The sequence below is a fragment of the Microcoleus sp. B3-D2 genome, assembly GCF_036705345.1.
Taxonomy (GTDB): domain Bacteria; phylum Cyanobacteriota; class Cyanobacteriia; order Cyanobacteriales; family Microcoleaceae; genus Microcoleus.
Genome location: NZ_JAUBUG010000019.1, coordinates 66,179 through 89,427 on the forward strand (window position 1 = coordinate 66,179; position 23,249 = coordinate 89,427).

At 44.5% G+C, this 23,249-nt stretch carries 25 protein-coding genes and 1 other RNA gene; 5 read left to right on the forward strand and 21 right to left on the reverse strand.

The genetic code is table 11. The annotated features are described in order from the left end of the window. Positions 1-197: 197 nt before the first annotated feature. The gene (dndD, locus tag QUB14_RS10015) at positions 198-2,195 is read right to left on the reverse strand and encodes a DNA sulfur modification protein DndD (RefSeq protein ID WP_333216680.1); all 1,998 of its coding nucleotides are present in this window, start codon (positions 2,193-2,195) and stop codon (positions 198-200) included. A 68-nt stretch (positions 2,196-2,263) separates the two neighbouring features. Between dndD and QUB14_RS10020 the strand changes: the two genes are divergently transcribed. Further along, complete coding sequence (locus QUB14_RS10020; protein WP_333216682.1) at positions 2,264-2,398, forward strand: hypothetical protein; 135 nt, start codon at positions 2,264-2,266, stop codon at positions 2,396-2,398. A gap of 50 nt (positions 2,399-2,448) precedes the next feature. Here the strand turns inward: QUB14_RS10020 and QUB14_RS10025 are convergent, their stop codons facing one another. The 4 genes from QUB14_RS10025 to dndB form a co-directional block, all read right to left on the reverse strand. Continuing rightward, positions 2,449-3,012, reverse strand: coding sequence for a GxxExxY protein (locus QUB14_RS10025; protein WP_333216684.1), 564 nt, complete (start codon positions 3,010-3,012; stop codon positions 2,449-2,451). Positions 3,013-3,142: 130 nt separating this feature from the next. Then, positions 3,143-4,828, reverse strand: coding sequence for a DNA phosphorothioation system sulfurtransferase DndC (gene dndC / locus QUB14_RS10030; RefSeq protein ID WP_333216686.1), 1,686 nt, complete (start codon positions 4,826-4,828; stop codon positions 3,143-3,145). Beyond that, positions 4,821-5,822 carry an HNH endonuclease gene (locus tag QUB14_RS10035; protein WP_333216688.1) on the reverse strand — a complete coding sequence of 334 codons (1,002 nt, stop codon included), beginning with the start codon at positions 5,820-5,822 and terminating at the stop codon, positions 4,821-4,823. Before QUB14_RS10035 ends, dndC begins: the two co-directional genes overlap by 8 nt. A gap of 165 nt (positions 5,823-5,987) precedes the next feature. Next, positions 5,988-7,100 (reverse strand): DNA sulfur modification protein DndB, encoded by a 1,113-nt coding sequence (dndB, locus tag QUB14_RS10040; protein ID WP_333216690.1) that lies wholly within the window; start codon positions 7,098-7,100, stop codon positions 5,988-5,990. A gap of 249 nt (positions 7,101-7,349) precedes the next feature. On the opposite strand from dndB, the gene QUB14_RS10045 reads away from it, so the two are divergent. Next, entirely contained in the window at positions 7,350-8,942 is a 1,593-nt protein-coding gene (locus QUB14_RS10045; RefSeq protein ID WP_333216692.1) for a DGQHR domain-containing protein, read from the forward strand. Between the two features lie 62 nt (positions 8,943-9,004). Here the strand turns inward: QUB14_RS10045 and QUB14_RS10050 are convergent, their stop codons facing one another. The 14 genes from QUB14_RS10050 to QUB14_RS10115 form a co-directional block, all read right to left on the reverse strand. Then, positions 9,005-9,220, reverse strand: coding sequence for a DUF6887 family protein (locus QUB14_RS10050; protein ID WP_333163313.1), 216 nt, complete (start codon positions 9,218-9,220; stop codon positions 9,005-9,007). Then, the gene (locus tag QUB14_RS10055) at positions 9,207-9,395 is read right to left on the reverse strand and encodes a DUF6888 family protein (protein ID WP_333077086.1); all 189 of its coding nucleotides are present in this window, start codon (positions 9,393-9,395) and stop codon (positions 9,207-9,209) included. Before QUB14_RS10055 ends, QUB14_RS10050 begins: the two co-directional genes overlap by 14 nt. A gap of 155 nt (positions 9,396-9,550) precedes the next feature. Next, on the reverse strand, positions 9,551-10,597 hold the full coding sequence (locus QUB14_RS10060) for an endonuclease/exonuclease/phosphatase family protein (RefSeq protein ID WP_333216693.1): 1,047 nt from the start codon (positions 10,595-10,597) through the stop codon (positions 9,551-9,553). A 10-nt stretch (positions 10,598-10,607) separates the two neighbouring features. Further along, positions 10,608-11,078, reverse strand: a complete 471-nt coding sequence (locus QUB14_RS10065) for a DNA phosphorothioation-associated protein 4 (protein ID WP_333216695.1) — start codon at positions 11,076-11,078, stop codon at positions 10,608-10,610. 67 nt (positions 11,079-11,145) lie between these two features. Further along, on the reverse strand, positions 11,146-11,466 hold the full coding sequence (locus tag QUB14_RS10070) for a nucleoside triphosphate pyrophosphohydrolase (RefSeq protein WP_333216697.1): 321 nt from the start codon (positions 11,464-11,466) through the stop codon (positions 11,146-11,148). A 12-nt stretch (positions 11,467-11,478) separates the two neighbouring features. Then, positions 11,479-12,135 (reverse strand): Uma2 family endonuclease, encoded by a 657-nt coding sequence (locus QUB14_RS10075; protein ID WP_333216699.1) that lies wholly within the window; start codon positions 12,133-12,135, stop codon positions 11,479-11,481. After that, complete coding sequence (locus QUB14_RS10080; protein WP_333216701.1) at positions 12,125-14,191, reverse strand: AAA family ATPase; 2,067 nt, start codon at positions 14,189-14,191, stop codon at positions 12,125-12,127. Before QUB14_RS10080 ends, QUB14_RS10075 begins: the two co-directional genes overlap by 11 nt. Further along, complete coding sequence (locus QUB14_RS10085; RefSeq protein WP_190660639.1) at positions 14,188-14,463, reverse strand: hypothetical protein; 276 nt, start codon at positions 14,461-14,463, stop codon at positions 14,188-14,190. The genes QUB14_RS10080 and QUB14_RS10085 overlap by 4 nt, the downstream gene beginning before the upstream one ends. 203 nt (positions 14,464-14,666) lie before the next feature. Beyond that, a complete protein-coding gene (locus QUB14_RS10090; protein ID WP_333216720.1) occupies positions 14,667-16,013 on the reverse strand; it encodes a DNA phosphorothioation system restriction enzyme in 1,347 nt (448 codons plus the stop codon). A 90-nt stretch (positions 16,014-16,103) separates the two neighbouring features. After that, positions 16,104-16,679, reverse strand: a complete 576-nt coding sequence (locus tag QUB14_RS10095) for a Uma2 family endonuclease (protein ID WP_333216703.1) — start codon at positions 16,677-16,679, stop codon at positions 16,104-16,106. A gap of 34 nt (positions 16,680-16,713) precedes the next feature. Next, positions 16,714-17,157 (reverse strand): hypothetical protein, encoded by a 444-nt coding sequence (locus QUB14_RS10100; RefSeq protein ID WP_333216705.1) that lies wholly within the window; start codon positions 17,155-17,157, stop codon positions 16,714-16,716. A 198-nt stretch (positions 17,158-17,355) separates the two neighbouring features. Then, complete coding sequence (locus QUB14_RS10105; RefSeq protein WP_333040711.1) at positions 17,356-17,736, reverse strand: phasin-related domain-containing protein; 381 nt, start codon at positions 17,734-17,736, stop codon at positions 17,356-17,358. Between the two features lie 23 nt (positions 17,737-17,759). Next, an RNA gene (ffs, locus tag QUB14_RS10110) (signal recognition particle sRNA small type) lies at positions 17,760-17,856 on the reverse strand. Between the two features lie 23 nt (positions 17,857-17,879). Further along, positions 17,880-18,146 (reverse strand): YciI family protein, encoded by a 267-nt coding sequence (locus tag QUB14_RS10115; RefSeq protein WP_006632991.1) that lies wholly within the window; start codon positions 18,144-18,146, stop codon positions 17,880-17,882. A 120-nt stretch (positions 18,147-18,266) separates the two neighbouring features. Here QUB14_RS10115 and QUB14_RS10120 point away from each other — a divergent pair, with 120 nt between their 5' ends. Then, positions 18,267-18,821: a 2'-5' RNA ligase family protein gene (locus QUB14_RS10120; RefSeq protein WP_333216707.1), complete on the forward strand. Its 555-nt coding sequence runs from the start codon at positions 18,267-18,269 to the stop codon at positions 18,819-18,821. A 136-nt stretch (positions 18,822-18,957) separates the two neighbouring features. On the opposite strand, the gene QUB14_RS10125 is transcribed toward QUB14_RS10120, so the two are convergent. Next, positions 18,958-19,644: a ComF family protein gene (locus QUB14_RS10125; RefSeq protein ID WP_333216709.1), complete on the reverse strand. Its 687-nt coding sequence runs from the start codon at positions 19,642-19,644 to the stop codon at positions 18,958-18,960. A 72-nt stretch (positions 19,645-19,716) separates the two neighbouring features. On the opposite strand from QUB14_RS10125, the gene QUB14_RS10130 reads away from it, so the two are divergent. Further along, positions 19,717-22,203, forward strand: coding sequence for a putative PEP-binding protein (locus QUB14_RS10130; RefSeq protein WP_333216711.1), 2,487 nt, complete (start codon positions 19,717-19,719; stop codon positions 22,201-22,203). 182 nt (positions 22,204-22,385) lie between these two features. Here QUB14_RS10130 and QUB14_RS10135 read toward each other — a convergent pair whose 3' ends face one another. Next, positions 22,386-22,589 carry a hypothetical protein gene (locus QUB14_RS10135; RefSeq protein ID WP_333216713.1) on the reverse strand — a complete coding sequence of 68 codons (204 nt, stop codon included), beginning with the start codon at positions 22,587-22,589 and terminating at the stop codon, positions 22,386-22,388. A 56-nt stretch (positions 22,590-22,645) separates the two neighbouring features. On the opposite strand from QUB14_RS10135, the gene QUB14_RS10140 reads away from it, so the two are divergent. Further along, positions 22,646-23,092, forward strand: coding sequence for a hypothetical protein (locus QUB14_RS10140; protein ID WP_333216715.1), 447 nt, complete (start codon positions 22,646-22,648; stop codon positions 23,090-23,092). The last annotated feature ends 157 nt before the right edge of the window (positions 23,093-23,249 follow it).

The following is a 23,249-nucleotide window of genomic DNA, read 5'->3' on the forward strand; positions in this document are numbered from 1 at the left end:
GAAATAATTAACATTTTTTTACACGGCGCGACTTGATTAAATCGGTTTTTTTTGGTATTTTGATTGTATTAAGATTTATCCTTAATAATGGGATGGTGGCAAAAATAAAATTTTCGCAACCATCCCATTATGCTATATATACTACCGCAACCCCAGGGCAAAGTCAAGGGGTTGCGGCTATTTTTTAGGGCGAATTTTTATTCCCAGAAGTAACCTTTTTCGACGGTGGTTTGGTGTTTGGCGGAGTCGTATTTGAGGAGGTAGCTGTGCGCGATCGCCTCTAATTCTTGGAGTTTTTCGTATTCTACTTTTCTAATTTCTGTGTCGGTAGAAAGCAGGATGACTTGGTGGCTGGCCGAGGGAAAATAGCGTTCGACTAGGTTGTTTCTGTGGGAGGAGTCGAGGCGGCCCAAGGGAGTGTCAATCGCCACTGGCAATTGTCTCCCGGATACTCTAGCCAATCCCCACAAAAAGGCGATCGCCAGTAACTGTTTTTCCCCGGCTGAAAGTCGGTGTTTGGGTACCGGTTTGCCTTCTGGATCGTAAATGGAGAGGCTAAATGTTTGAGTGTCGATCGCAACTCTGTGCACGAGGTCGGTTTTATGCAACAGGTAGCGGAAACAGTCGGTAATTTCTATTTCCAGTTTGTTGAGTTTTTTGAGGGTGAGTTTTTCTTTAAAGAGTTTCAGGGTGGCTTGGGCTTTGGCGATCGAAGCGATGACGTGTTGGCTGTTTCTGATGGTGATGTATTCGCTGCTGTAGTTTTCTAGTTCTTTTTGGTTTTTGGCTAATTCTCTCTCTAATTCATCGACGCGGCGGTTGGCTGATTCCAAGGCGGCGGCTGCGATCGCGACTGCTTTTTGGGCTTTCCTGACTTCTTCTTCTAGTTTTTCGTAGGCTTCGGGGGAAGCTGCGGCTGCGAGTTGTCTGTCTGTAAAGTCGATTTCTGCTTCGATGCTTTTGATTTCTTCTATTTGGTCGCGGGCTAGAATTTGCTGGGCTTTGATTTGGTAGCTAAGAAGGTTTTCTAGTTGCTGGATGCTGTTGTTGTCGGCGTTCATCCAGGGCGGAACGTCTGTTCCCGCTTGCTGTTCGAGTTCTTGGTTTTCTTGGCGGATGAAGTCTTGAATTTTATCTAGCTGTTGGGGATTTAACGAGATTTCCGCGATATAGTTGAGAAGGCGATCGCTTCTTTGTTTGATAACATTTTGGGCAATCTTTGCTTGCTGCTGGCTGGCTTCTGTTTCTGCTTGAATTTTGGCTTCACTTAGCAAAGGCGAAATCAAGGCTAGTGGTAGCGTATTTGACGCCAATTCCATCATGGATTGACGGGTTTTGTCTGCCTTATTTCTGTAGTCGTTTAGCTTGCTGTCTAGCTGACTGCGATCGGCGGCAATTTTCCCGCCTTCATAAATAAACTTTTCTGATGCTTGTTGCTGATTTTTTTGAGCTTTATCTAACTCATTTTTAAAGCTGGCTTGTTCTTGCTTAGCTAAGTCTATTTCATCAGTAATTTTCTTAAAAGTTTGTTCGATTTTTTCTAAAGCAGCCAAGTCTTTTTTGCCAGCCATTTCTTTCCGCTTGCGGCCGGCTAATATTTCTAAATCGACGGCTAGGCGTTCTGCTAATTCTAAACCTAAAAGAGATTTAATCGCCCCGACGACAAACTCTGGTGGTGTTTCGAGTTCGGCGAGTTCTTTTACTTGTTCGCCGTCAAACAAAAATAGGTTGGATATTCCGACTGGCAAAAGAGTTTCGATGTATTCGTCCCAGGTGTTAGTAATTGCTTTGTCCGACCACCAATCGCTGACAATCTCGCTGTATATGAGAATGCTCAAGGTGTCTTTGATGTCTAATTTTTTCCAGTATCTAACTATTTTAAATTGAGCTAATTTGTCATCTTGGACTTGTTCAAATGTTAGTTCGACGCGGGTATCTTCTAATTGGGGAGTGTGGCGGTTGACGCATTGATTGAGAAAGTCGCTGTAGCTTAAATTGCCTCTAGTGGAACATTGGGCGCGGCCACCGTAGAGGGCGAGGCGAATGGCGTCCATAAGGGTGGTTTTGCCGCCGCCATTCATGCCGCCAAATAAAATGACTGGGCAGGGATTTCCGTCTTTTTCGGGGCAGAGATTGATGGTTTGGGTGCCTGCATAAGGGCCGAAGTTTTTGAGGACGAGTTCGAGGAATTGCATTGTAGATGTAGATGTTGTTGGTTGGTGGGGGGGGCGGTTAGCAACGGATTTTGTAGCGGATTTAACGGATGGGTGGTTGGTGGGGGGCGATTAGCAACGGATTTAACGGATGGGTGGTTGGTGGGGGGACGGTTAGCAGCCGATTTAACGGATGGGTGGTTGGTGGGGGGCGATTAGCAGCGGATTTGGTAATCACCCACTAATCATCCGTTACATCCGTTACAAAATCCGTTGCTAACCGCTTCCCCCCTTGCTACCAATCAATCACATCGGTGGAATCTTCCTCCTGGTTTTGGGGCGGAATGCTGGGAGGTAAGGGGAGTTCCGCATCTGTTTCTTCATAGGTTCCTGAACTTCCTCTTGTCCAACCCCTGCCACTTGTTTTCGGCGTCCACAAGTATGGTTGAATGTGTTTCTGCCAACCTTGTACAGATTTTGGTGGGAGGATGCGGTGATATTCTAATTTGCTGCGTCCAAAGTTTATAAATAAACCTACTTGCGCTCCTGTAGCTGCTACGTAAGCTATTATTTGAGCTTTATCTTTATCGGTCATTGGATAATTTACGGCTTTATCCTCTACTACAATACCTTCATTCACCCAATGGTCAAGATAGAGGATTCCCATCCAAACTTCACCGTCGTAAATTTGTCTGGGATACTCCATTTCTGTTGTTAAACCGGATTCTATCATTTCTGCATCAAAGGCTCTTTGGTAATGTTTTTCTCTTAAACCTTTTTGCGTCCTCCGGTGTACTCTCATTGCACAGCCGATGATGCTGTATGTAATATCCTGATGGGGAATATTAGGATTAATCATGGTCGTAAAAATTTTGTAATTTAAACGATGAGGCTTGGGTAATAATGAGGTTAGTTGACAGCCTATTGTATCCGATCGCGCGGCGGGGTGGCTGTCAACAAGTTTGGGTTTAACCGCAGGCTAGCGCGTGCTAATCGCTAGGTTTTTCCTCTCCTGAATTGGGCGGTGAAAATTTAATATCCGCCCAAGACAACTGTCTACTTTGATTGCTATTGCTTTCGAGTTCTTCTTTAAGTTTGGCAATATCAACGGTATCGTTTTTCGCGGAACTGTTGGTTTGGGCGATCGCATCTTTGAATTGCTGAATGTTTTCCGTCGGATTTGCTTTAATATCTTCCACCGCTTTTTTTAAATTGCGTTGATAGTGGGCGTTGCCAATCGCTTCTTCCTTCGATCGCGAACTGGTTTCAAAGCATTTGTCCAAATCGGCGTAAATGCCTGTACGGCGGGGTTTAGTGTAGTATTGGCGTTCTGTATCAAGGAGTTTTGCCATCAATTCGAGGTGCATTTTGTCCTCGCTGCAAATCTCTTCGATTACAGTCCATTCATCGCTACCTAAAAGTTTTCTTTCAGCGGCGGGACGGGAATCTTCAAAAGGTTCGCCCGTAACTTCTTCGTAAATCCGGGGCAAAGAGTCGTCAAATTCATGCTTTTCTTCCAGCCAAATTCGGCGGATTTCGCTAAGTTCTTCAGGGGTAATTAAGGTGATATCGCGCATTTCTAGGGGTGCGGTTTTGCGGATTTGGGTTTGTGCTTCCAAGACTCGTCTCAGCCAGTGTTCTCGCCAGAATTTGGTGTAGGGCCCTGGGATGGGTTCGACGGAGGTTGTGTCGTCGCCCATGTTGCGTTCAAACAGTTCTACTCTACCGTAGATGCGGCGGAAGTCTCTTTTTGGGTGATCGTCTGGAATGTCTAATTCGTTGCGAATATCGAGTAGAGGCTGCATCCATTCTTTTTCTTCATCGTTTTGAATCATTGCCTCCATAGATTTATCTTGGCTTACCATTGTGCAAACCCAGCAGCCAAAGCGAGAATTTCCACAACTAGGCGTGGAAGTATCAACAACTAAAGGACACTCATTGTCTGCTGTTGCACCTCGATACATAGTTAGCAAATCTTTATTGTTATTTCCCCAAGGATTATCCCACTGCATCAAGTAAAGCCACACTTCATCTGTTCGCCAGTCTTCAATGGGAAGGTAAATATAAGAGTTAGGGCGAGTGGGATTAGCATTAAGGCGTTCGCTTACCCGCCACTCCCTATGTTTAGCCATATTTGCGGCGCGTTTAGCACTTTCAGCCTTGCGAGTACCTAGAACAAGAATTGCCTCGCCGCTAGTTCTAATTATTTCACGAATAAAAGAACCGGTTGGTTGTATTTTTAATCGTTCCGTACACCATCTAAATCGGTTTCTAGGTGCTGGGTATCCTTTACCTATTAAGCACGCCCAAAAGGTATCTTGAACGGCTGGATAAGTTAAATGAGTTTCTATTGGCATTCCCTGTTCTTGGGCTGCAACTTTCATCCGTTTTAGAGAATTATGTACTCCAGCAGCTACTATAGGGTTTTCTACCAGTGTATCATTTGTTAAAACATGAATTTTTTTGTGGCGTTTTTCAATTGGCAACTCTGCAATCGCATACCATACAAGCTGTAGGACTGCCGAACTATCTTTACCGCCACTCCAACCGATTACAAGTGGGAGTTCATCTTGACAATAAAGCTCTTGAATTTCCTTTTTCAAAATTTCTATGTCTGCTATTAAATCACCAATATTGCGGGGCGGAAATAGTGACATTTGTTGTAAATCATTCATTTTCTAGAGCTCCGTTTTGATTTAAAGTACACACATTTTTGCGATGCCACTGCAGCGCCTTTTTTCTCGGATAATCTTTCTCTAAACTTGGCAAAAGAATAAGTTCGCCGTGAAACTCTTTCATTAATCTAGCGTGTGGTGAGTCCTCTTGTAAATCACTAGCAACTATAATTTGATAACGATCGTCAACAGCCCACCATCCTCGATCGAATGCCCAATGATGATTTTTACACAATGAGAGTCCATTATCTAATCTATTATCATAAAACTCTGAGAATGGCTTGATATGTGCGCCATCTACAATACTTTGACGAAGTGAACGAGTGACTTTTAATCGACAAAAAGCACATCGGTAATCATACAACTGCACGATAGATTTACGAAAAACCGCCTCTCTAAACACAGATTTTTTAAAATACACCTTTGGTTGTCTATCTGTATTACCAGATTCAATAGTATCTAATTCATCCAATGTTGAATCGTGAAAAGACTGGTTAATCTTTAAAATATCTTCAATTTGTTTATTTTTAGATGAAAACCAGACCGAGAGCAGTTCATCTATTAATTCTTTCCTGGCATTACTATCTTGCAATAAATTAAAGAGTTCCTCGTCCAGTTCGGCACTGTCAACATTTCTTTTTAATTTGGTGATTGATTGAGCACGCTTTCCTTCGTATCCTTCGTTAAATTTAACGTACCAAAAGGGAGGCTTTTTATTGTTTAAATGAAAAAACGCAATAGAAAAACTCACATTCTTGGAAGAATTAGGGCTCAGCACAGACAAGTATTTGTTGAAAGTGTTAGTTAATTCATCAGAAATCGTAATCTTGTTCTCCTTGATCAAACCTTGTGCAATTAAATCAGTTACCGACATTAGTAGTATTGGCTGATATAGAGCCTTGACTGTTTCTGGATTATTGCCTACATTTATCTGAGAAAAACATTTGCGATAGTATGCTAAATTCTTATTGTCGGACTCTTCTCCTGTAGTCATTTCCTCCTCCCGCTATGATTAAATACAATCCCAGCTAAAATTTTACACTCTTTTCAACAAAAAGTTAAGCACCGCCATGCACAACCATAACGCAGAAACTAGATAATTTAAGCAGTGTCAGCAGACTAAAAAGTAATTTTCTAGCCTAAACTGGTGATAATTATATCACTGTCCGCGTGCATCTGCGGTTTCCAAACCCAACCGCTTTTTCAAATAATCAGTCATCCAACTAACACTCGCCCTCGATCGCGAAATCCCCCCTTTCAACAAAATCCCTCCCTCCCAATCAGGATTAGAAATCGACCAATCAACCTGCTGCAAAAGGCTCAAACGTTCCTCCCAACTCTCAGGAAAAACCGACAGCAAAGCGGCCCCAACTTCCCCCAAACTCTCAAGCACAACACTGTGACAGTGTACGCAATCCCGGCGCATTTCCCCCGCCGCAACTTGCTTGTGCAGAACTAATTGCCAATCGGGAATAAAACTGCAAACCGCATTCCAATAACTAACCGCCAGTTGTATTTTTTGAGCAAGTTCTTCCTCTTTATGTTCTTTTTTGGTGCGAGAACCAGAGGGTTTTGCCTGTTCGCTGCCGTGAATATTAGACAGCAAAGCCACGATCGCACGATCGATCGCACTCAGCGCAAACAATTTGTGCGATCGCCCGTTCAAACTCCCCCTCTCCATCTCCGTCAAACACCGGAAAACCTCAACCTGCTTAACAACAGCCTTCACCACAAAAGCGCGATCGTCCCGGTGGTTGTAAAGTAGACTGAGTGACGACTCCAAAGGAACTTGAAAACCGTTCAAATCAGCAAACATCTGCTGCGATTTTTCCAACCCAACATCGAGAAACAAAATCAGCGCCACCGTCTCATATCCCAACTGCGGATTTTCCCTCAAAGCCATCTCAAAAGCCGCCCGGCGATGCTGTCCGTCATTAATAGTAAACTTAGCATCCATCGGCACTCGCAAGCGACCGATTTTCCGTTCTTCTGCTTCATTTCCCACTGCTTCAAAAGTAATATCCGCATCAATCGAAGCAGCAATTGCCCCACAAGTATAATTTGTAGGATTCTTGACAAAATAATCAGCTATTTCGGGAATCCTAGCTTTGTTAAGCGCGCGTTTCGCCCGCATAGACGGCGGCAAATCTTCAGATTCAAAGGGAAACAATTTCGGCAAAAAACGCACCGGACACATCGACACGTAATATTCGCGGCCCGCTTGAATTCCCCGGATGACCGGCAAAATGTATTCAAAAGAAGGAGTAGACATATTTTTTTGTGAAACCGCAGATACACGCCAACTTTCCGTAGATGAATAACTCTTATCTGCGTCTATCTGCGTTCATCTGCGGTTTAAATAAATAAATCCTTGACATCGTACAATAAATATGGTATGGAGTCAGGGGACAGTTCCCCGACACCTCAAGTATTTCACAAAAATTTTTTAAAAACAATAGTTGACATAGAATTTAACCTATGATATTTTAAAAAAAATAGCCTAATTATATAAAAACCGCCGATGACAACCAACCCAGCGGATGACCTCGCTAGCAAGATTTTAGAAAAAGAAAATAGCGACAGACAAGAAATCGCACTTTTATTAGATAATTATTTAGGAAAAGACGATCGCATTTTCGTACAAAAAACCCAGATGGGAAACAGCGAAGCATACATCGGTTCAGTCACCCTAGAATGGTTAGACTCTCGCGTCCGTTTCGCCTCCCAGATGCCGCTTTTCCGCCAAAAATTTGACCTCCAAACCAACAACATTGTCCGCGACGACGAAACCATTGACGAAATTATCCAGCGTCCCTTAGATTGGTCGCGCCAAGCAGCCCTCACTCAATACTTAGCCGCCCGAAAATCGCACAAATTCCCGGCAGTTTTAGTAGTAGTCAGTCCCCCGTGGGTAGACAATCCTTTAGCCGAGGAATGGGATAAAAATGGCGTAGCAACCAAATCGGCTGCTGAATTTACATCCTTTGATAAAAACGAGAACTTAGGGCTTTTGAATGTCTCTCAAAAAGTCTCAATTTTTGCCTTAGACGGCCAGCATCGGCTGATGGGAGTTCAAGGTTTAATGAGTTTAATTAAAACCGGAATCCTGCAAAGATACAACAAAAATAAAAAACCTGTCGGCGCTGCAATTACTCTGGAAGATTTAGCAGAAGAGTATCAAATCGACCCTGAAACAGTGTATAAATTAGCTCATGAAAAAATCGGGATTGAGTTTATCCCGGCGGCGGTAGCGGGGGAAACGCGACAGCAAGCACAACGGCGCGTGCGATCGATCTTTGTGCACGTTAACCTAATGGCGGTAACGCTGAGTCAGGGCCAATTAGCATTATTGAACGAGGACAACGGATTTGCGATCGCAGCCCGAAAAATTGCCGTCACCCATCCCTTATTAAAAGAACAAGATGACAGAAACCCCCGCGTCAATTGGGACAGCGCCACAGTCGCAGCCAAATCAACAGTCTTAACCACATTGCAAGCGCTGCAAGATATGTCCGAACGGTATTTAGAATACAAATTCCCCCATTGGAAGCCGGAACGAAAAGGTTTAATTCCCATGCGTCCCGAAGATGAAGAACTAAAAGAGGGAATTGAAGAGTTTAAAAAATTGTTCGATCATTTAGCAACTTTACCCAGCTATCAAAGAATTGAAAGCGGCGAAGAAACGGCAGAATTGCGCCGATTTAGTTTTGAAAAGCCACCGGGCGAGGGAAATCTTTTGTTCCGTCCAGTCGGTCAAATTGCTTTAGCTAATGCTTTGGGAATTCTAGTATTTAGAAAGAAACTTTCCCTAAAATCTATTTTCGACAAACTCCGCAGATTCGATGTCGATGAAGGATTTAGCCACATGGACAATCCTGAGTCTGCGTGGTACGGGATTTTGTACGATCCGAACAAAAAGCGAATGCTAGTTTCTGGAAAGGATTTAGCGACGAAGTTAATTGTATATTTGGTGGGGGGAATTCAGGACGATATGGAGCGAGCTCATTTGCGTCAAGCGGTAGCGGAAGCGAGGACTTTTGAGGATAAAGCTGTTAGTTTTAACGGCCGATTTGTGCAGCCGCAAGAGGTAGGATTGCCGCCGGTGCTGAGCTAAGTTTCTCTTGGGTGAAGTATGATGAAATACAGGATACGGCAGTGCCGTATCCCTAGCTTCATTCAAGTGCTGCGATTTCTTGCCACTTCTAACTTGCGGCGAATTGCGGCTTGAACTTTCTCATCAAAATCTGGATCGCCGGGACTTGCAATAATCCTCAGCGGATGCTGATTGATTCTGTCTAAGTACGCCTGAAAAGCGGCTCGATTTCCACGATGTTTAAGAAAATACTGTTTCAATTCAGTATTCGACATGGCGTTATAGTTAACTTGGCTCATCAGCAAACTCCCCATTGGGTAAAATTTGGAACTCAAGCTCTTCATCGTACCCAGCCAATATGTATACGTTACGAGTGCGATCGTCAACACAAATCAGATGTATAGGCTGAAGCATCGTGTAGGTCAGTTGATAACTGATGCGATATAAACTCTCTAGCTGGGCAGCAGTAGGCATTTGTCAATCACTCAACCTCATACTTATCTTAACATATAACTCACTGAAAACCGCATATTAATATTATCCCTTTTAGTAATTTTTGTCTATAAAACACTTCTACCGCTCGATACTGTACCCAAGTTTACCTCTCAATTTATATACATTATACCGCTTTATTTCAACAAAATAAGTTCGGCTCCTACAGGCAAATGGTCAGACTCAGTTGCCTCCAAAACCGAACTCGATTTAGCACCCCAATGCTTTGAATACCAAATATAATCAATCCGGAAAACCGGATAATTTAATCTCCAATTCGATTTTTTTACCAAGAATTTAAGTTCCCAACCTTGAGGCCAGGTAAAACCAAACCCAAATCCAGATTTTCGGAAAGAATCTTGCATGACTTTCTGCACCCTGTCATAGTCTTGAGTTTCGTCTGTCATATTAAAATCGCCCGCGACAATTACTGGCAGAGTTTCTCGCTCAACTCGCTCCACTAAATCTTGAATTTCAGGCGAGCGTTTGTCATATTTGTAAACAGGAATTTTGAAAAAACGCAATTTTTTAACTCTGCTCAACCACGGCCCGGTAGCTTGCATATTATAAATCACTACTTCTTGTTCGTTAAATTTAATAATTGCCCGTTGCTGCGTTTCTCGATGGCCGGCTAAGTGCAGTATTTCGCTCGATACAATTGGATATTTACTGAGAATTCCTACAGGGTGAGTGCCAATTTGATAGGGGTAGTCTGCTTTTAACCAGGTGAAAGCTCTTTCGGTATGTTTCCTAACGATTTCTTGTAAAAAGATAATATCGGGTTTTTGCTGGTGAATCAGTTTAAATAAAGTAGGTGACTGAGTTTTATACCAACTGAGGTTATGAGATAAAACTTTGATGCTGGGCTGCGAATTTGTGAGGTTTATTGGTTTTGGGCTAAAGTATTTAATGTGCAGCCAACTTATTAGGATAATGCAGGCGATCACCGAAATAATAGTGAACCATCTTTTTTTGATAATTGACACTCCGATGATGGGAAGCAAGAAAGTTGGAAATAAAATTAAGGGGCTAAAAGTGCTAATTAAGGCAATAGTCCACAGTCGATCCAAAAGAATTAATTTGAGAATGAAATAGCAGATAATGAATCCTGAGTAGCTGTAAGCGAAAATTTTTGCAGATTCCTTGAGTCCTTTCTTTATGAGATCTGCTAGTACATACTTCATTGGGAACCTATTAAAATAAGAACTTGCTTAAATCGAATTCTTCATTTGACCGATGTTGGTTGTCTCTTTCAGAAATCAAAACCAACAACAGGCGATCGGTATAATCCGCCGCACCGCGCAACTCTTCTCGCAAAATTTCCAGTCCGCCATTAGCATATTCTTCAAAAATATGCAAGCGTTCGGCTTCCAATTGTTCGTCGAGATGGGAGAGAATTTGAGGATTTTTGGTTTCGGCGATCGCAATTAATTTAATCGCCATATCGTAGCCCCTTGATATAAAAATATCAACATCGATCGCACCCGGTTCTCGTTTAGAAATTTCCCCCAAAGGCGATCGTTTTTTCCGCTGTTTTCCCAAGGATGCGGCGAAGGCGATGACATCGGCGTAAGTCTGGAAAGGGCCAGTGTGGTTATCCGATAAAGTTAAGGATTTGACTAACTCCGCTTTATCTTTAGCAATTCTAATTTTGTTAGCAGCCATTGCCATAATATCTAGTTTCTAACTATTATAAATCTCCCAAATATCCAACAGTCCGCGCAGGCGCACTTCACAATGTCCGCAACAACATAATTTTTTGTGCAAACCCTCCTCTTGCTTCCCGCCGCTTCATTTGTTCCGCCAAAAGTCGATCGCCCGAAATGCCAAAACTCGCCATCACCGCATCTATTACCTCATACAAATCCGCCAATTCCGCCACCAAATCTTCCTCCTGCGCCTCCGCAGCTTCTCCCGCTTCTTCAATCAATTTCTGGAGCAAAGCTTGACGGTATTCGGCCTCCGACAAAATTACAAACTCGCATTCATTCCCGCTTTGGCGAATAATTTCAGGAATGCGATCGCGCACCAACTTATGATACTCTTTTTCCACGTCAAACTCCCTTCAACCTTGACTAAAAGTTTGAATCAACCAGCGATTAATTTCCCCGTCATCTTCTGTTTGACTCCGGTTCAAAGCTTCCTCAACTAACCGGATTTCCAGCCCCGGTAAAAGCCGCGACTCTTGAATTCTTCCGCTACCTCCGCCATTAATCGCAAACGCAAAAACCTCCCGCGTGTTTGCACGTTCAACCCAATATTCACTGATTCCTGCATTTTCGTAAAGCAACCGCTTACTGCCTAAATCATCGTTAAAAGAAGATGCCCCAATTTCTACTACCAAATTAGGCGGATCGTATTCATTCAAATCAACTGTTGAATTGCTGTCATCAGGAGGCACTCTCAAATCTGAACCGATATAGTAAGCTAAATCAGGTTGAAACTCGCCAATACCTGCTTTACGAAAACTGGTATTAGTAAACTGAACTACTCGGATATTTCTCAAGGTGGCAAAAAGAATAATTACATAAGAAACGATCGAATTTTGACGCCCGTGCAACGGCCCTACTGGTGACATTTCTACCCTCATGTGTTCTTGATAGTAATAAAACTTGCCCTTTTCCCAAGTTGAATCGTTAGCGAAAGCTAGAAACTCTTCCCATGTCGCTTTCACCCAAATATCCGTTTCCAAAACCTGCGTAATTGCCGAATTAGAAGCCATAATCCACCTCTACAATTTCCGTATATTCAAATTCATTTGGACTGCGCCTAACTAAAGGATAGCGCGTCCCGCCGAGTTCGATCGCATCTTCTTCGCAATCCGCTTTCGGAGAATTGTACACCAGCACGTATTCCCTGCCAATGGAACTCTCCATCTCTTGAGCCACTTCTCCGCGCCACTGAGTTTTAGTTACCAAAACTACCAATTGATTCGCCAACTTCGGCAGCTTATTTGCGATTTGCTTGCGATAAATCTCGTCCAAACTCCCAAAGGGAGAATCCATCACAATTGGAAACGTACTGCTATCCGGGCCCATCAAAGTATTCTTTTGACTCCACTCACGCACGCCCTCAATAATTCCGCCGATAAACGATAAACTGAGAATTTGATTTTCTCCTGTAGAAGCGGCAACCAAAGATTCTTTACCCGACGTATTTTCTACTAGCGTCAGTTCATATTTATCGCTCAACTTGGGGATGTAAGGAGTAAAAGAAATTTGACTAAAAATATCTTGCACTCGCTTTTCTAACTGAGAACAAAACTGTTTTTCTAAGCGATCTCGCACTTCAGTGAGGCGAGCGATCGCATCTTGAGTCGCAGCAATCCGGCGCTGGGCTAATACTTGCCTTTGCTCATTCAGTTGCTGCTTATCGATTTGCTTGTCCAAAGCCGACACCTGCACATTCAAACTCTCAATCTGCTGCTGGTTAGAGCCTGTTTCCCGGTGCAAATCGCCAATTTTTGCCTCAATTTCATCCAAGCGCTTTTGCAAGCGGCTGACATCGCCGTCAGGAAAATTTCGCAGCTTGTTGTGAATATCGTCTAACTGATTTTCCACCCTAGAAAGTTCGGTTCTATCGCGGCTGATATTGCCTTGCTGTCGGTCAATTTCCTCCCAAAAATCAGTCACTTGTTTATCAATTTCATTTACCCGATCGCTAATCCGAATAGTTGTTTCTTCCACATCCCCAACACCCGCCTTATCCATCCAACCGCTAACCTGTTGGCGAGATTCAGAACCCTCCACTAATTCCGCACCGCAGATACACCGCTGCTGCGCTAATAACTCTTCCAAAAACGGCCGCTGAATCCCCGAAAGCAACTCGCCTTTTTCTCGCAAACTTCCTACTATTACTTCAAATTCCGCCGCCGCATCTGACAGAAATACCGCGTAACCGCGCACAGAAATTGCTCGTTTTAGAGCATCTGTAGCCTGTACAATTTGTTGCTTAAATAAACTTTTCTGCATTTCCAATTCGTCTCGCAACTTTTGTAAATCCGCAGCACCGCTAAGTTCCAACAAATTACCATTAACTGCTTTTTTTAACTCCCCTTGGTTCGCCAATTCCCGCTCGATTTCTACTTGTCTGCTCGAAAGTTGCTCAGCTTCTTGCTCAATTTTTTGCTTATCTTTTAAAAGTTTCTTCGTTTCAGCATTCCCAATTATATTTAAATCTATCTCAAGAGATTTTTTTGCTTCTAGTAAATGCCGGATCGATCTATTCAACACTTCCACCCCCAGCAACTCCTTAGTAGCTTCCGCAATTTCTGCCTTCTTGTCATAGCGGACAATTTGCTCGATTCGCTCCCCGTCAAAAAAGAAATATTTATGTAAACTTTCCGGCAAAATCCGCCCGATAATATCATCGGGATGCTGATCCGGCTTCAGCCATAGACCGTTATCTTTTGCTACATTCAGAAACAATTCAGCCTTGCCATGTTCTACAGTATTGTCACTTTTATAAGCGCGACAAATGCGTTTTGCTTGGTAGCGCGTGCTGTCATGTTCAAAAACAATTTCCGCCCAACAACCTACGGCTTTTCCAATTTCCGCCTCAGCCAGAGCGCGCTTGTTTACTAATTGTTCTTCTGCCGCAAAAGCCGCGCTAAATTGTCCGTAAAGTACCCACGTAAAGGCATTCATTAAAGCCGTTTTTCCAGCGCCGTTATTACCGTGAATTACTGTAATATTTTCCCGACCCCAAGCTAGTTTAATTTCGGGGCTTTTGCCGTAAAATTGACGAAAGTTGCACAGAGTAATTGAGATTAACTTCATACAATTGCTTCCTTAATAATTTTTAAAATGTCATCGTTAATGTGGCGCGGAGCTCTCATGTACAACTTATCTTTTTCAATTTCCAATACCCGCTCAATAATTTGTCGCACTTCGGGCGGCGCGCTAGTAATTGGTTGCTGTACGTCGCTGAATTCCTGATGAGTTTGATAAGAAGAACGCTTTTCTGCTAAAATGCTTGTCGGTACGGCTGCGATCGCACTATCTTCATATCTAAATGCCATAATCAGATTTTCATTCAGATTTTCAGTCATATTTTTTTTGCAAATATTAAAATATACAGGGCCTAGGCTCATGGGCGAGAAACCCGGTTTCTACGAGTTTTGTCAACAGTCACGAGAAATCTACAAAGAAACCAGGTTTCTGAACTATGCGTGCGATCGCGAACTAAACTAGCAACTCAAACTACGATCAAATAATTCTCTCTTCTAAAACATAAACCGAACCTTAATAAATGTCAAATGTCTAATAGCCCGTAACGCTTCTGAAGTTGCAGCAATTTCACTCTAGCTTCCCCAGCATTGTCGGCTAAATCGGCAAATTCCAAGAACCGCTTCAACTCTTTTCGCAGCAAATTGCGCTCGACTTCTAAGGTTTCCCGACCCAAATCGGGAGGCAAAACAATCATGTCAAATAAAGTTGCCCTTTCCTTCCCCGGATGCGGCCGCAAAATCCGTCCCCGGCGCTGAATAAACTGGCGCGGATTGCTGCTGCTTGCTAAAATTACAGCATTGCGAATTGCAGGAATATCCACCCCTTCATCCAAACACCGAATCGCTACCAAACCTTGCAATTCTCCACTCTCAAATTGCTGGCGCAATCGTTCTCTTTCTGCTAAAGGAGTTGCTGCAGTATAAGTGTTAACTCGGTAGCCTAATTCTGAACCCAATAACTTCGCGGTTTCTGTTAGTTGGCGGTTGTTATTTCGGCGCACACTTCCTTCGATCGCACCGTCGCCGCAGTAAAATAAAGTATGGCTTGTGTCGAGACGGTGAATCATTAATTCTCGCAAAGCAGTTAATTTATTAGCCGCTGCCCCAATTAACCGAGCTCGCTGCATTAATAAAGTTGTTAAAGCATCATTTTCTTCTACTTGTTCATCGCCCCAAAGCGCCCAGCCAATCTTTTGAGTTAAGCGGGAATACTTGCGGGTTTCGGCTTCTGTCAATTCTACTAAAATTGGATAGTATAAATAATGTACTAATGCTTTTTGGCGGATGGCGTCGGCTAAAGTGAGTTCCGGCTGCAAAACAGGGCCGAAATAATCTAAAATAGCTTCGGTTCCTTGTTCGTCGAAATGCCTTTCTGGGGTGGCGGAAAGGGCGAGTCGCAGTCCAATATTGCGCGGCAAACTTTCTCCTAAACGGGGCGCGCCTAAGTTGTGAACTTCGTCTCCAATAATCAGGGTTTTTTCTGGGAAATAGCGCAGTTGCGATCGCAAGCTATCGGACATTAATGTGGCGTTAGTGGTGATGATTGTGAGAAATAGCCCATCGCCAGATCGCACTTCATACAAACCCGCAGCCAGCTTATTTTGCCAACTGCGGGCGCTATCAAAAGCCAAAATAGGTTTTAAACCAAATTTCTCTGATTCGCGCGCCCACTGATTCACCAAGTGGCAGTAAGGGCAAATTACGAGCAGGACTTGCAGGTTAATTTTATTGTATAATTCAGTGGCGATCGCCAGCGCAGTAATCGTCTTGCCGCTACCCGTTGCCATTTTCAGCGTACCGCGCCCCTGATTCGCAAACCAATTAGCAACCGCCGCCCGCTGATACTGCCGCAATTGCAGCGATGGCGGCATCTTCGGAAACCCAAATTGCGAATTATTAGCCGTTGAGCGATTCACCTTTAAATGCCGTTAGATGCAAAATTCCCTATACTCAACTTTAACTCACGCGCGATCGAAACTTAACAACCCAAACAAATCCGCCGCCGACATTTGCAAATCCGACAGCACATCCAGAACTGGTAAAATATCTTCATTCTCCTTAATCTCAGGTTCTTGCTGCGGTTTAAAAACAATTACCAATTCTTCTTCCGGGTCAATCATCCAACCCAATTTAGTGTGATTTTTGAGGCAAAACAGAATCTTATTAATTACGCGACTTGAACTTTGCTCTGGCGATAAAATCTCAATTGTCCAATCCGGAGCAATTTCAAACCTATTTTCAATTTTTCCCAGAGAATTCAGAGGAATCCGCGGCCACTCGAACACTGCTATATCTGGAACAATAGAACGTCCCCCAAAAGTACAGCGCAGTTCAGGAAAAGCATAAGCTAATTTCTGCGGCTTGCCAACTCGATTAATAACAGATGGAAACTCGAATTGTAACGTACTGTGTTTTCCTTGGGGCATAGCTTTTTGAGAAATTTGACCGTCAACATACTCGCTAGCCGGCTTAGTCTCTGGCAATAGCAGAAACTCTTCCAGAGAAATCTTTGACGGAGACTGAATTGACGTTACCATAAGCCATTAACCCCTCAACAACTCAACTGCCGTCTTAAAAATTCATATCGCTGTCAGTTTCCCAATCAGCACAACTCTCCGATTCCACACCGGTAGGGTGCATCGCACAAACCAACAAATTTCCCCCGTAAACTTGACCGTGATAGTTGCGACAACCGCGACAAGCCGGCTGCTGCGTCGGCGAAGGGTCTACATAAGTCACCATCGACAAATCTATCTCATCAAACTCCGGGTCAAAGTCGCGGCAAATTTCAATTATCGGTTCCAGAAATTCATTAAATAAACCGTCAAATTCATTGAAATAACCGTCAATGTCGTTAATCAGATTATTTTGTACTTGTTCAGTAAACTCTTCCGACATTTTTGCCAAAACGTCCAGCATTTCGACAAACTCTTCGCCCATTTCGCTGAAAAAATGCTCTACTTCAGAAACAGCATTTTCCATTACTCCAAAAAAATCTTTAGACCAATCTTCCATGAATTTGACAGCTTGCTATTACAAAATATTTTACAGACAGGTGCAGCCAGCCTCATGCGAAGCGATCGCACCTACTTTCAATTCTATTACCTATTGCCTGATATCCGTCCACATCAGACAGGGGAGATATTCAAAAAGGGAACTCAAGAGTATTATCCTGAGTTCCCTTCCTGCTTTGCGGAGCGAGCTTTTTTGAGTTTAATCCCGCTTCAGCCGCCGCAATTCCTCTTGTAAATTCTGCACCTGTTCGCGGAGCTTGTCTACGCCGCCTGTCTCTTTAGCATCTTTTGCCGAGACATCTTCTTCCTCAGAAATAATTTCAATCCGCCGAGGTTCAGCGGGTTTTTCGTTCCCAGCCGATGCTACGGGGGGCTGCTGCTGAGCCTGTTGCACCATGTCATCAACAAAGCGGCGAGCTTCTTCCGTTGACATCTCGCCACGCTTGACTAATTCGTCTGCCAGCTTTTGGGCTTCAGTGCGTAATTCAGTCAACTTGCTGCCAGCTTTTTCACCAGCGTAGGAAGCTAGCCCGACACCAAGGTAAACTGCTTTTTGTAAAATATCTCCGAAACCAGGCATAGGAGCTACACCTCAAAAAACTGGGTGAACCGGAGACCACGCCTATTACAAGCATCCCGTGTTGCTGCTACCTTCCGGTCCTGACAAGATTTGGGCGTTGGAATCGCGTGGATCCAGTTCATAAATGAGTATAACACAGTTATTTATTCTTCAACCACACACCAGTGATAAATTTCATAAATAACGCAACCGTTTTTCACCAGCGGGTCTTCAGCGACGATCGCCTTCGCCTCATCCATCGAACCCGCCTCAAACAGCAACATACCGCCGCCCCGCCGCCCCCAGTAACCAGTTTTCGCTCGGTGTCCTTTAGAAATCAACTCTCGGACATAAGCTCTGTGAGCTGGCACGTATTGGTCAAAGACAGGCTTTTCGACAATTCCTTGCTCAATTTTGACAAACCAAGGCATTTTTATTTGGGATTTTAGATTTTATATTTTAGATTGGGAATGGGCGATCGGCAATGGGATCTAGGGCAAATGCTCTATATTCCATTTTGCACAATCCTTTCTTAACTGCGATGTTATCCGATGAACCAGTCAAAACAGCGATTTTTTATTGCCCTAGTGCCACCTCCCGATATTGAACAGCACATTACTGACATTCAACTGTATTTTGCGGCCTCCTACAACAGCCGCAGTGCTTTGAATTCGCCGCCGCACATCACCCTGCAACCTCCTTTTCACTCGTTAGCGGAGGATATTCCCAAATTAGAGGAAAGTTTGAAGCAGTTTTCTGCAAACCGACTCTCAATTCCTGTTACTCTATCCGGTTTTGCCGCTTTCGCGCCCCGCGTCATTTACGTTGATGTTGTCAAATCGCCCGAATTGCTGGAGATTCACAAAGATTTGATGAGTTATTTGGAGGCAAATTTGGGAATTGTCGATCGAGTTTCTCAAAGTCGCCCATTTGTACCGCACATGACAGTAGCCTTTCGCGATTTAACAAAGGAGAATTTTCAAACGGCTTGGTTGGAATTTGCAGGGCGATCGCTCCACTTTGAGTTTACCGCTTCGGCATTAACCTTGCTGCTTCATAACGGCAGCCGATGGAACATCAGCAACCAGTTCCCGCTTTCGGCCTAAACTCTCTCTCTTCTTTCTCTTCCTTCGCGGACTTCGCGTCTTCGCGGTTCGTTTTCCCAAAAAAATCTTATTAGCAAATCCTGATTAATATCATGTCCTCACTATAAACCTTTTTAAACTTAAAGCCAGTCATAACTTACCGATCGCTCTTCTTCGGAGTTGCAAGTGCCACAGTTCCATAAACCGAAATTCCAGACTGTTCCAATATTTTAATTGCCGACTTAACCGTAGTACCGCTAGTGTAAATATCATCAACTAACAGCACTCGATCGCGCGGGAGGCGACGGCGAAAATCTTTCCCCAAACTTAAAGCATTTTTCATTTCCGCTTGCCGCTGCTGTGGCGTCAGAGCGAATAAAGCCTGAGTATTTTTCACCCGCTCCAAACCGTGTCGCTGCAAAGGCAAACCAGTCAGCTCGCAAAAACTTTCAGCCAAAAGTTCTGCTTGGTTAAAACCGCGCTCCTTGACCTTTTCTTTGTGCATGGGAATCGGTACAACTGTTAAATTGTCTATAGCTAATTCCGGAAAACTCAGCCAAGCTTCTGCCAGCCAGCCGCCTAGAGGTTTGGCTAATTGCGGATTGCCGTCATATTTCAAAGCTGCGATCGCCCGTTTGAGAGCCCCGCCATACTCACCCCACACAAAAACACGCTGTTGTGAATGCCAAAATCGACCTGGATCGGTTAACTGACATCGCTGAAGTTGCTTGTGACAGTACGGACAAAACTCTCCGGCGGCCGGCCGCTGACAAAGAGGACAGTTAGACTTAAGAAATAGATTGAGAAAAGATTTGACTAATCCCGTCCATTGTCGCTTGTTCATCCTAAAATTGTAGTAAGTGATTAATGGGAAAAACTCTCAAATTCAATCAGTTTCCACCGACAGGCTCGCAGCGTGAAAAACCTCTACTGGTTAGACAAAATTCAACCTTCAGACCGAGATGCAGTGGGAGAAAAAGCATTTTACTTGAGCTGTTTGCTCCAGAAAAATCATCCTGTTGTACCGGGTTTTGTCGTGCCGGCTCAAACATTTTGGCAGTTTTTAGAGTCGATCGAGTGCCTAGAACCGCTGTTTGCTGACTGGCCAAACTCTTCCCTGCACTTGAATGTCGATGAACCCAGACAACTGCAATCGATCGCCCGCAGCATCCGCCACCAAATCCTCGCCGGCAAACTGCCAGATTCACTGCTCTCCACCCTAGAGTCTGCTGTTTCTCAACTCAACTCACAGTCAAACTTAAACTCCACAGCCTTAATTTTTCGCCCTTCCCTGACTTCCTGGAACCCGAAAACAGTCGGCATTCTGGAATCTCAGGCAGTACGGGCAGAACCCGAAGCCATTGGGGCAGGGCTCAAACGAGCTTGGGCAGAAATGTTCAGAGCCCGAAGTCTATTTTACTGGCAGCGGTGCGGCCTGCGGGTACAGCAAATCAATCCCGCAGTTTTGGTGCAGCCACTTCAAGAAGCGATAGCCGCAGGCGAGGTAAAAACAAAGGCGGGCGCACAGTGGGAAATCCAAGCCACCAGCGGTTTGGGATTGTCCCTCGCTAGGGGAGAAACAATCCCCGATTACTATCAAGTGCAGCCAGAAACAAGCGCGGTTAAATTCCAGCGGATCGGTTACAAAACATTAGCCTACAATGTCAAAGTCGGCGATGGTGAACCGAAAAAAAAACTGCTGCTGGGCAAGTTTGCTGCTTTCCCAATTTCCGATTCTCCATTTATAATTCCTGATTTTGCTGATTGTTGCGTGCAAGTTTTAGCGCTGGGAGAGGAAGCACAAACAGAATACGTTTTAGAGGAATCGCAACTGCAAGAAATCATTGAATTGAGTAAAAAAGCGAGCGTAGAATTTGACTCAGATTTAATTTTAGAGTGGACGCTAAACCAGACAGCAAACAGCGGCGAACAGCAGTTTTATTTCACTCAAGTTCGTCTTGTGAAAGCGGAAAAAGTCGCGCCACTAGAGGAAAACTCGATCGCCCGAGAGCACCCAAACTCGATCGCCCCAGCCAGAACTCCTGCGATACTCAGAGGTGTGGGAGCAGCATCAGGAAAAGCCGAAGCAATTGCCCAAGTTATGACTAATTCCCACCCAGAAAACGCGGAATTCTTAGCCGGAGGCATTTTGGTAGCCCGGACAATCGAGCCGAATTGGCTGCCTTGGCTGAAGGTTGCGGCTGGGGTGATTGCGGAACAAGGAGGCATGACCTGCCACGGCGCCATTTTAGCTAGAGAATTGGGGATTCCCGCCGTTGTGGGAGTGGCAGGGGCCACTCGGGCGATCGCCTCGGGCGATTCGGTTTTGGTAGACGGCGATAGCGGAGAAGTTTTTGCCCTCGCCCAACACGATGCGATCGAGACAGGAGACAGCGGCAGACTTCGGGACACAGCAAAAAAGGCAGATACATACAGTACAGCAGCAAAAATGTCAATAGCCAAGCACCAATCTTCTACCTCCGATCGATCGTCCAATTCCGCACCTAAATCTCGACAATCTGAGTCTACTCAATATGTTTGGGGCCCACCAACGGCGACTCAACTGCTAGTTAATGTCAGCCAAACAAGTTCGATTGACCGCCTCAAAAATCTGCCAATAGACGGCATCGGATTGCTGCGATCGGAATTAATGGCATTAGAAGCTTTGGACTGTCAAAACCCCAAAGTTTGGCTGCAAGACGGCCGCCAATCGGAATTTGTCGATCGCATGGCGGATTGCCTCAGCTTATTTGCTGCTGCCGTTTCGCCGCAGCCAATATTTTATCGCTCTCTCGATTTACGTGAGTCAGGCGCCCACGGCAGTTTCAGTTATACCTTTGAACCGGAATTATTTGATTGGGAACTCTGCGTACTTCAAAAAGTCTGCGAGTCAGGCCATACCAATGTTAATTTAATTTTGCCTTTCGTGCGCTCGGTTGACGAGTTTATATACTGCCGCCAGCGCTTAGAAACAGTTTGGAAAAACCGCTCAACCGAGTTTCAAATGTGGATTATGGCGGAAGTTCCTTCGGTGTTATTTTTATTGCCCGATTACGTAAAAGCAGGAGTTCAAGGAATTTCGATCGGCACTAACGATTTAACCCAATTGCTATTAGGAGTTCACCGCAACTCCGACCATGTAGCAGGTGCTTTCAACGGGCGCGATCGAGCAGTGATGAGGGCGATCGAACAATTAATCAAAGAGGCGAGGGCTGCCGGCATTCCTTGCTCGATCTGCGGCGACGCTCCCGCATTGTATCCCGATACAGTTGAATCCTTCGTGCGGTGGGGAATTTCGTCGATTTCGGTCAATGTCGATGCTGTAGAACAAACTAGCAGGGCGATCGTCCGCGCCGAACAGCGCCTGCTCCTAGAACTCGCTCGATCGATAATTAACAATTAATCACTCCCGGACTCACTTGACCCCAAAAATCCGGTTTCTACTCTAAATCATAGCTTTGGCAAGCAGCCACCCGCTCAGAAATCGGATTTCTAGACAACCCGTCGTGCGTCCAGGAATATTAACAACTACAGAAACCCGGTTTCTGAGTAGATATAGCAACCGCCCTGACGGTTAGGAAATTCTTAATTTCTCAAATCCTTGCTTTTATTCCTTTTATTGCTTCTTCCTTCTTCCCTCTTCCTTCTTCCCTCTTCCTTCTTCCTTCTTCCCTCTTCCTTCTTCCTTCTTCCCTCTTCCTTCTTCCCTCTTCCTTCTTCCTTCTTCCTTCTTCCCTCTTCCCTCTTCCTTCTTCCCTCTTCCTTCTTCCTTCTTCCTTCCACTAACATCCGATTTTAAAGCTAGGATAGAAATATCACCAAATCTTGACCCGGAGGTACAAACCGTGAAATCAAAAATTATTGCAACCGCAGCAATACTTGCCGCCCTGGCCTTTCTGCATCCTCACCCAGCATTATCTCAACCTGCAACTGACGGTGGCAAAAAACCCGGATTCTGGCAACCTCAAGCGCAGGTTGACAATACTCGCAACATAACCCTCAGACTGTTAAATGAAACTGGATTAAACCTAGAATACGGTCAATCAGGTGCCAACTTGTCATCCTTGCCCGTCGGAACCAGCAAAAACATCATTGTTCGTATCAGCAATCGCACCGGCGACATTGCCAATATTCCGATTAATGCCACAGGAGGAAGCACAACTTTGAAATACGACTATAACGTAGACTCGCAGACAAACCTTGTGACGATTCGCATCACCAGATCAGACCCCCGCACTCGGCAAGACCGATCAGTTTATATTGATGAAAAAGGGCGAGTTTACTCTTTCTAAGAGTAACGCTCATCAACCCGGTTTCTCCTGATTAATTTTGCTTTTAGCAGCGAGGTATCGCGGAAGAAACCGGGTTTCTATTGGAGTTTAGACTAAGCAGGTCAAAAAGTGCGCTCGCTGTGAGACTAGCGAACAGTTCTCAAGAACGGCAATGGTC

What these genes read in the sequence shown, in the direction of transcription:
- dndD (WP_333216680.1), bottom strand. Translation starts at nt 2,195, where the DNA reads ATGCAATTCCTCGAACTCGTCCTCAAAAACTTCGGCCCTTATGCAGGC.
- QUB14_RS10020 (WP_333216682.1), top strand. Translation starts at nt 2,264, where the DNA reads ATGGGTGGTTGGTGGGGGGCGATTAGCAACGGATTTAACGGATGGGTG.
- QUB14_RS10025 (WP_333216684.1), bottom strand. Translation starts at nt 3,012, where the DNA reads ATGATTAATCCTAATATTCCCCATCAGGATATTACATACAGCATCATC.
- dndC (WP_333216686.1), bottom strand. Translation starts at nt 4,828, where the DNA reads ATGAATGATTTACAACAAATGTCACTATTTCCGCCCCGCAATATTGGT.
- QUB14_RS10035 (WP_333216688.1), bottom strand. Translation starts at nt 5,822, where the DNA reads ATGACTACAGGAGAAGAGTCCGACAATAAGAATTTAGCATACTATCGC.
- dndB (WP_333216690.1), bottom strand. Translation starts at nt 7,100, where the DNA reads ATGTCTACTCCTTCTTTTGAATACATTTTGCCGGTCATCCGGGGAATT.
- QUB14_RS10045 (WP_333216692.1), top strand. Translation starts at nt 7,350, where the DNA reads ATGACAACCAACCCAGCGGATGACCTCGCTAGCAAGATTTTAGAAAAA.
- QUB14_RS10050 (WP_333163313.1), bottom strand. Translation starts at nt 9,220, where the DNA reads ATGAGCCAAGTTAACTATAACGCCATGTCGAATACTGAATTGAAACAG.
- QUB14_RS10055 (WP_333077086.1), bottom strand. Translation starts at nt 9,395, where the DNA reads ATGCCTACTGCTGCCCAGCTAGAGAGTTTATATCGCATCAGTTATCAA.
- QUB14_RS10060 (WP_333216693.1), bottom strand. Translation starts at nt 10,597, where the DNA reads ATGAAGTATGTACTAGCAGATCTCATAAAGAAAGGACTCAAGGAATCT.
- QUB14_RS10065 (WP_333216695.1), bottom strand. Translation starts at nt 11,078, where the DNA reads ATGGCTGCTAACAAAATTAGAATTGCTAAAGATAAAGCGGAGTTAGTC.
- QUB14_RS10075 (WP_333216699.1), bottom strand. Translation starts at nt 12,135, where the DNA reads ATGGCTTCTAATTCGGCAATTACGCAGGTTTTGGAAACGGATATTTGG.
- QUB14_RS10080 (WP_333216701.1), bottom strand. Translation starts at nt 14,191, where the DNA reads ATGAAGTTAATCTCAATTACTCTGTGCAACTTTCGTCAATTTTACGGC.
- QUB14_RS10085 (WP_190660639.1), bottom strand. Translation starts at nt 14,463, where the DNA reads ATGACTGAAAATCTGAATGAAAATCTGATTATGGCATTTAGATATGAA.
- QUB14_RS10090 (WP_333216720.1), bottom strand. Translation starts at nt 16,013, where the DNA reads ATGCCGCCATCGCTGCAATTGCGGCAGTATCAGCGGGCGGCGGTTGCT.
- QUB14_RS10095 (WP_333216703.1), bottom strand. Translation starts at nt 16,679, where the DNA reads ATGGTAACGTCAATTCAGTCTCCGTCAAAGATTTCTCTGGAAGAGTTT.
- QUB14_RS10100 (WP_333216705.1), bottom strand. Translation starts at nt 17,157, where the DNA reads ATGGAAGATTGGTCTAAAGATTTTTTTGGAGTAATGGAAAATGCTGTT.
- QUB14_RS10105 (WP_333040711.1), bottom strand. Translation starts at nt 17,736, where the DNA reads ATGCCTGGTTTCGGAGATATTTTACAAAAAGCAGTTTACCTTGGTGTC.
- QUB14_RS10115 (WP_006632991.1), bottom strand. Translation starts at nt 18,146, where the DNA reads ATGCCTTGGTTTGTCAAAATTGAGCAAGGAATTGTCGAAAAGCCTGTC.
- QUB14_RS10120 (WP_333216707.1), top strand. Translation starts at nt 18,267, where the DNA reads ATGAACCAGTCAAAACAGCGATTTTTTATTGCCCTAGTGCCACCTCCC.
- QUB14_RS10125 (WP_333216709.1), bottom strand. Translation starts at nt 19,644, where the DNA reads ATGAACAAGCGACAATGGACGGGATTAGTCAAATCTTTTCTCAATCTA.
- QUB14_RS10135 (WP_333216713.1), bottom strand. Translation starts at nt 22,589, where the DNA reads ATGTTAGTGGAAGGAAGAAGGAAGAAGGAAGAGGGAAGAAGGAAGAGG.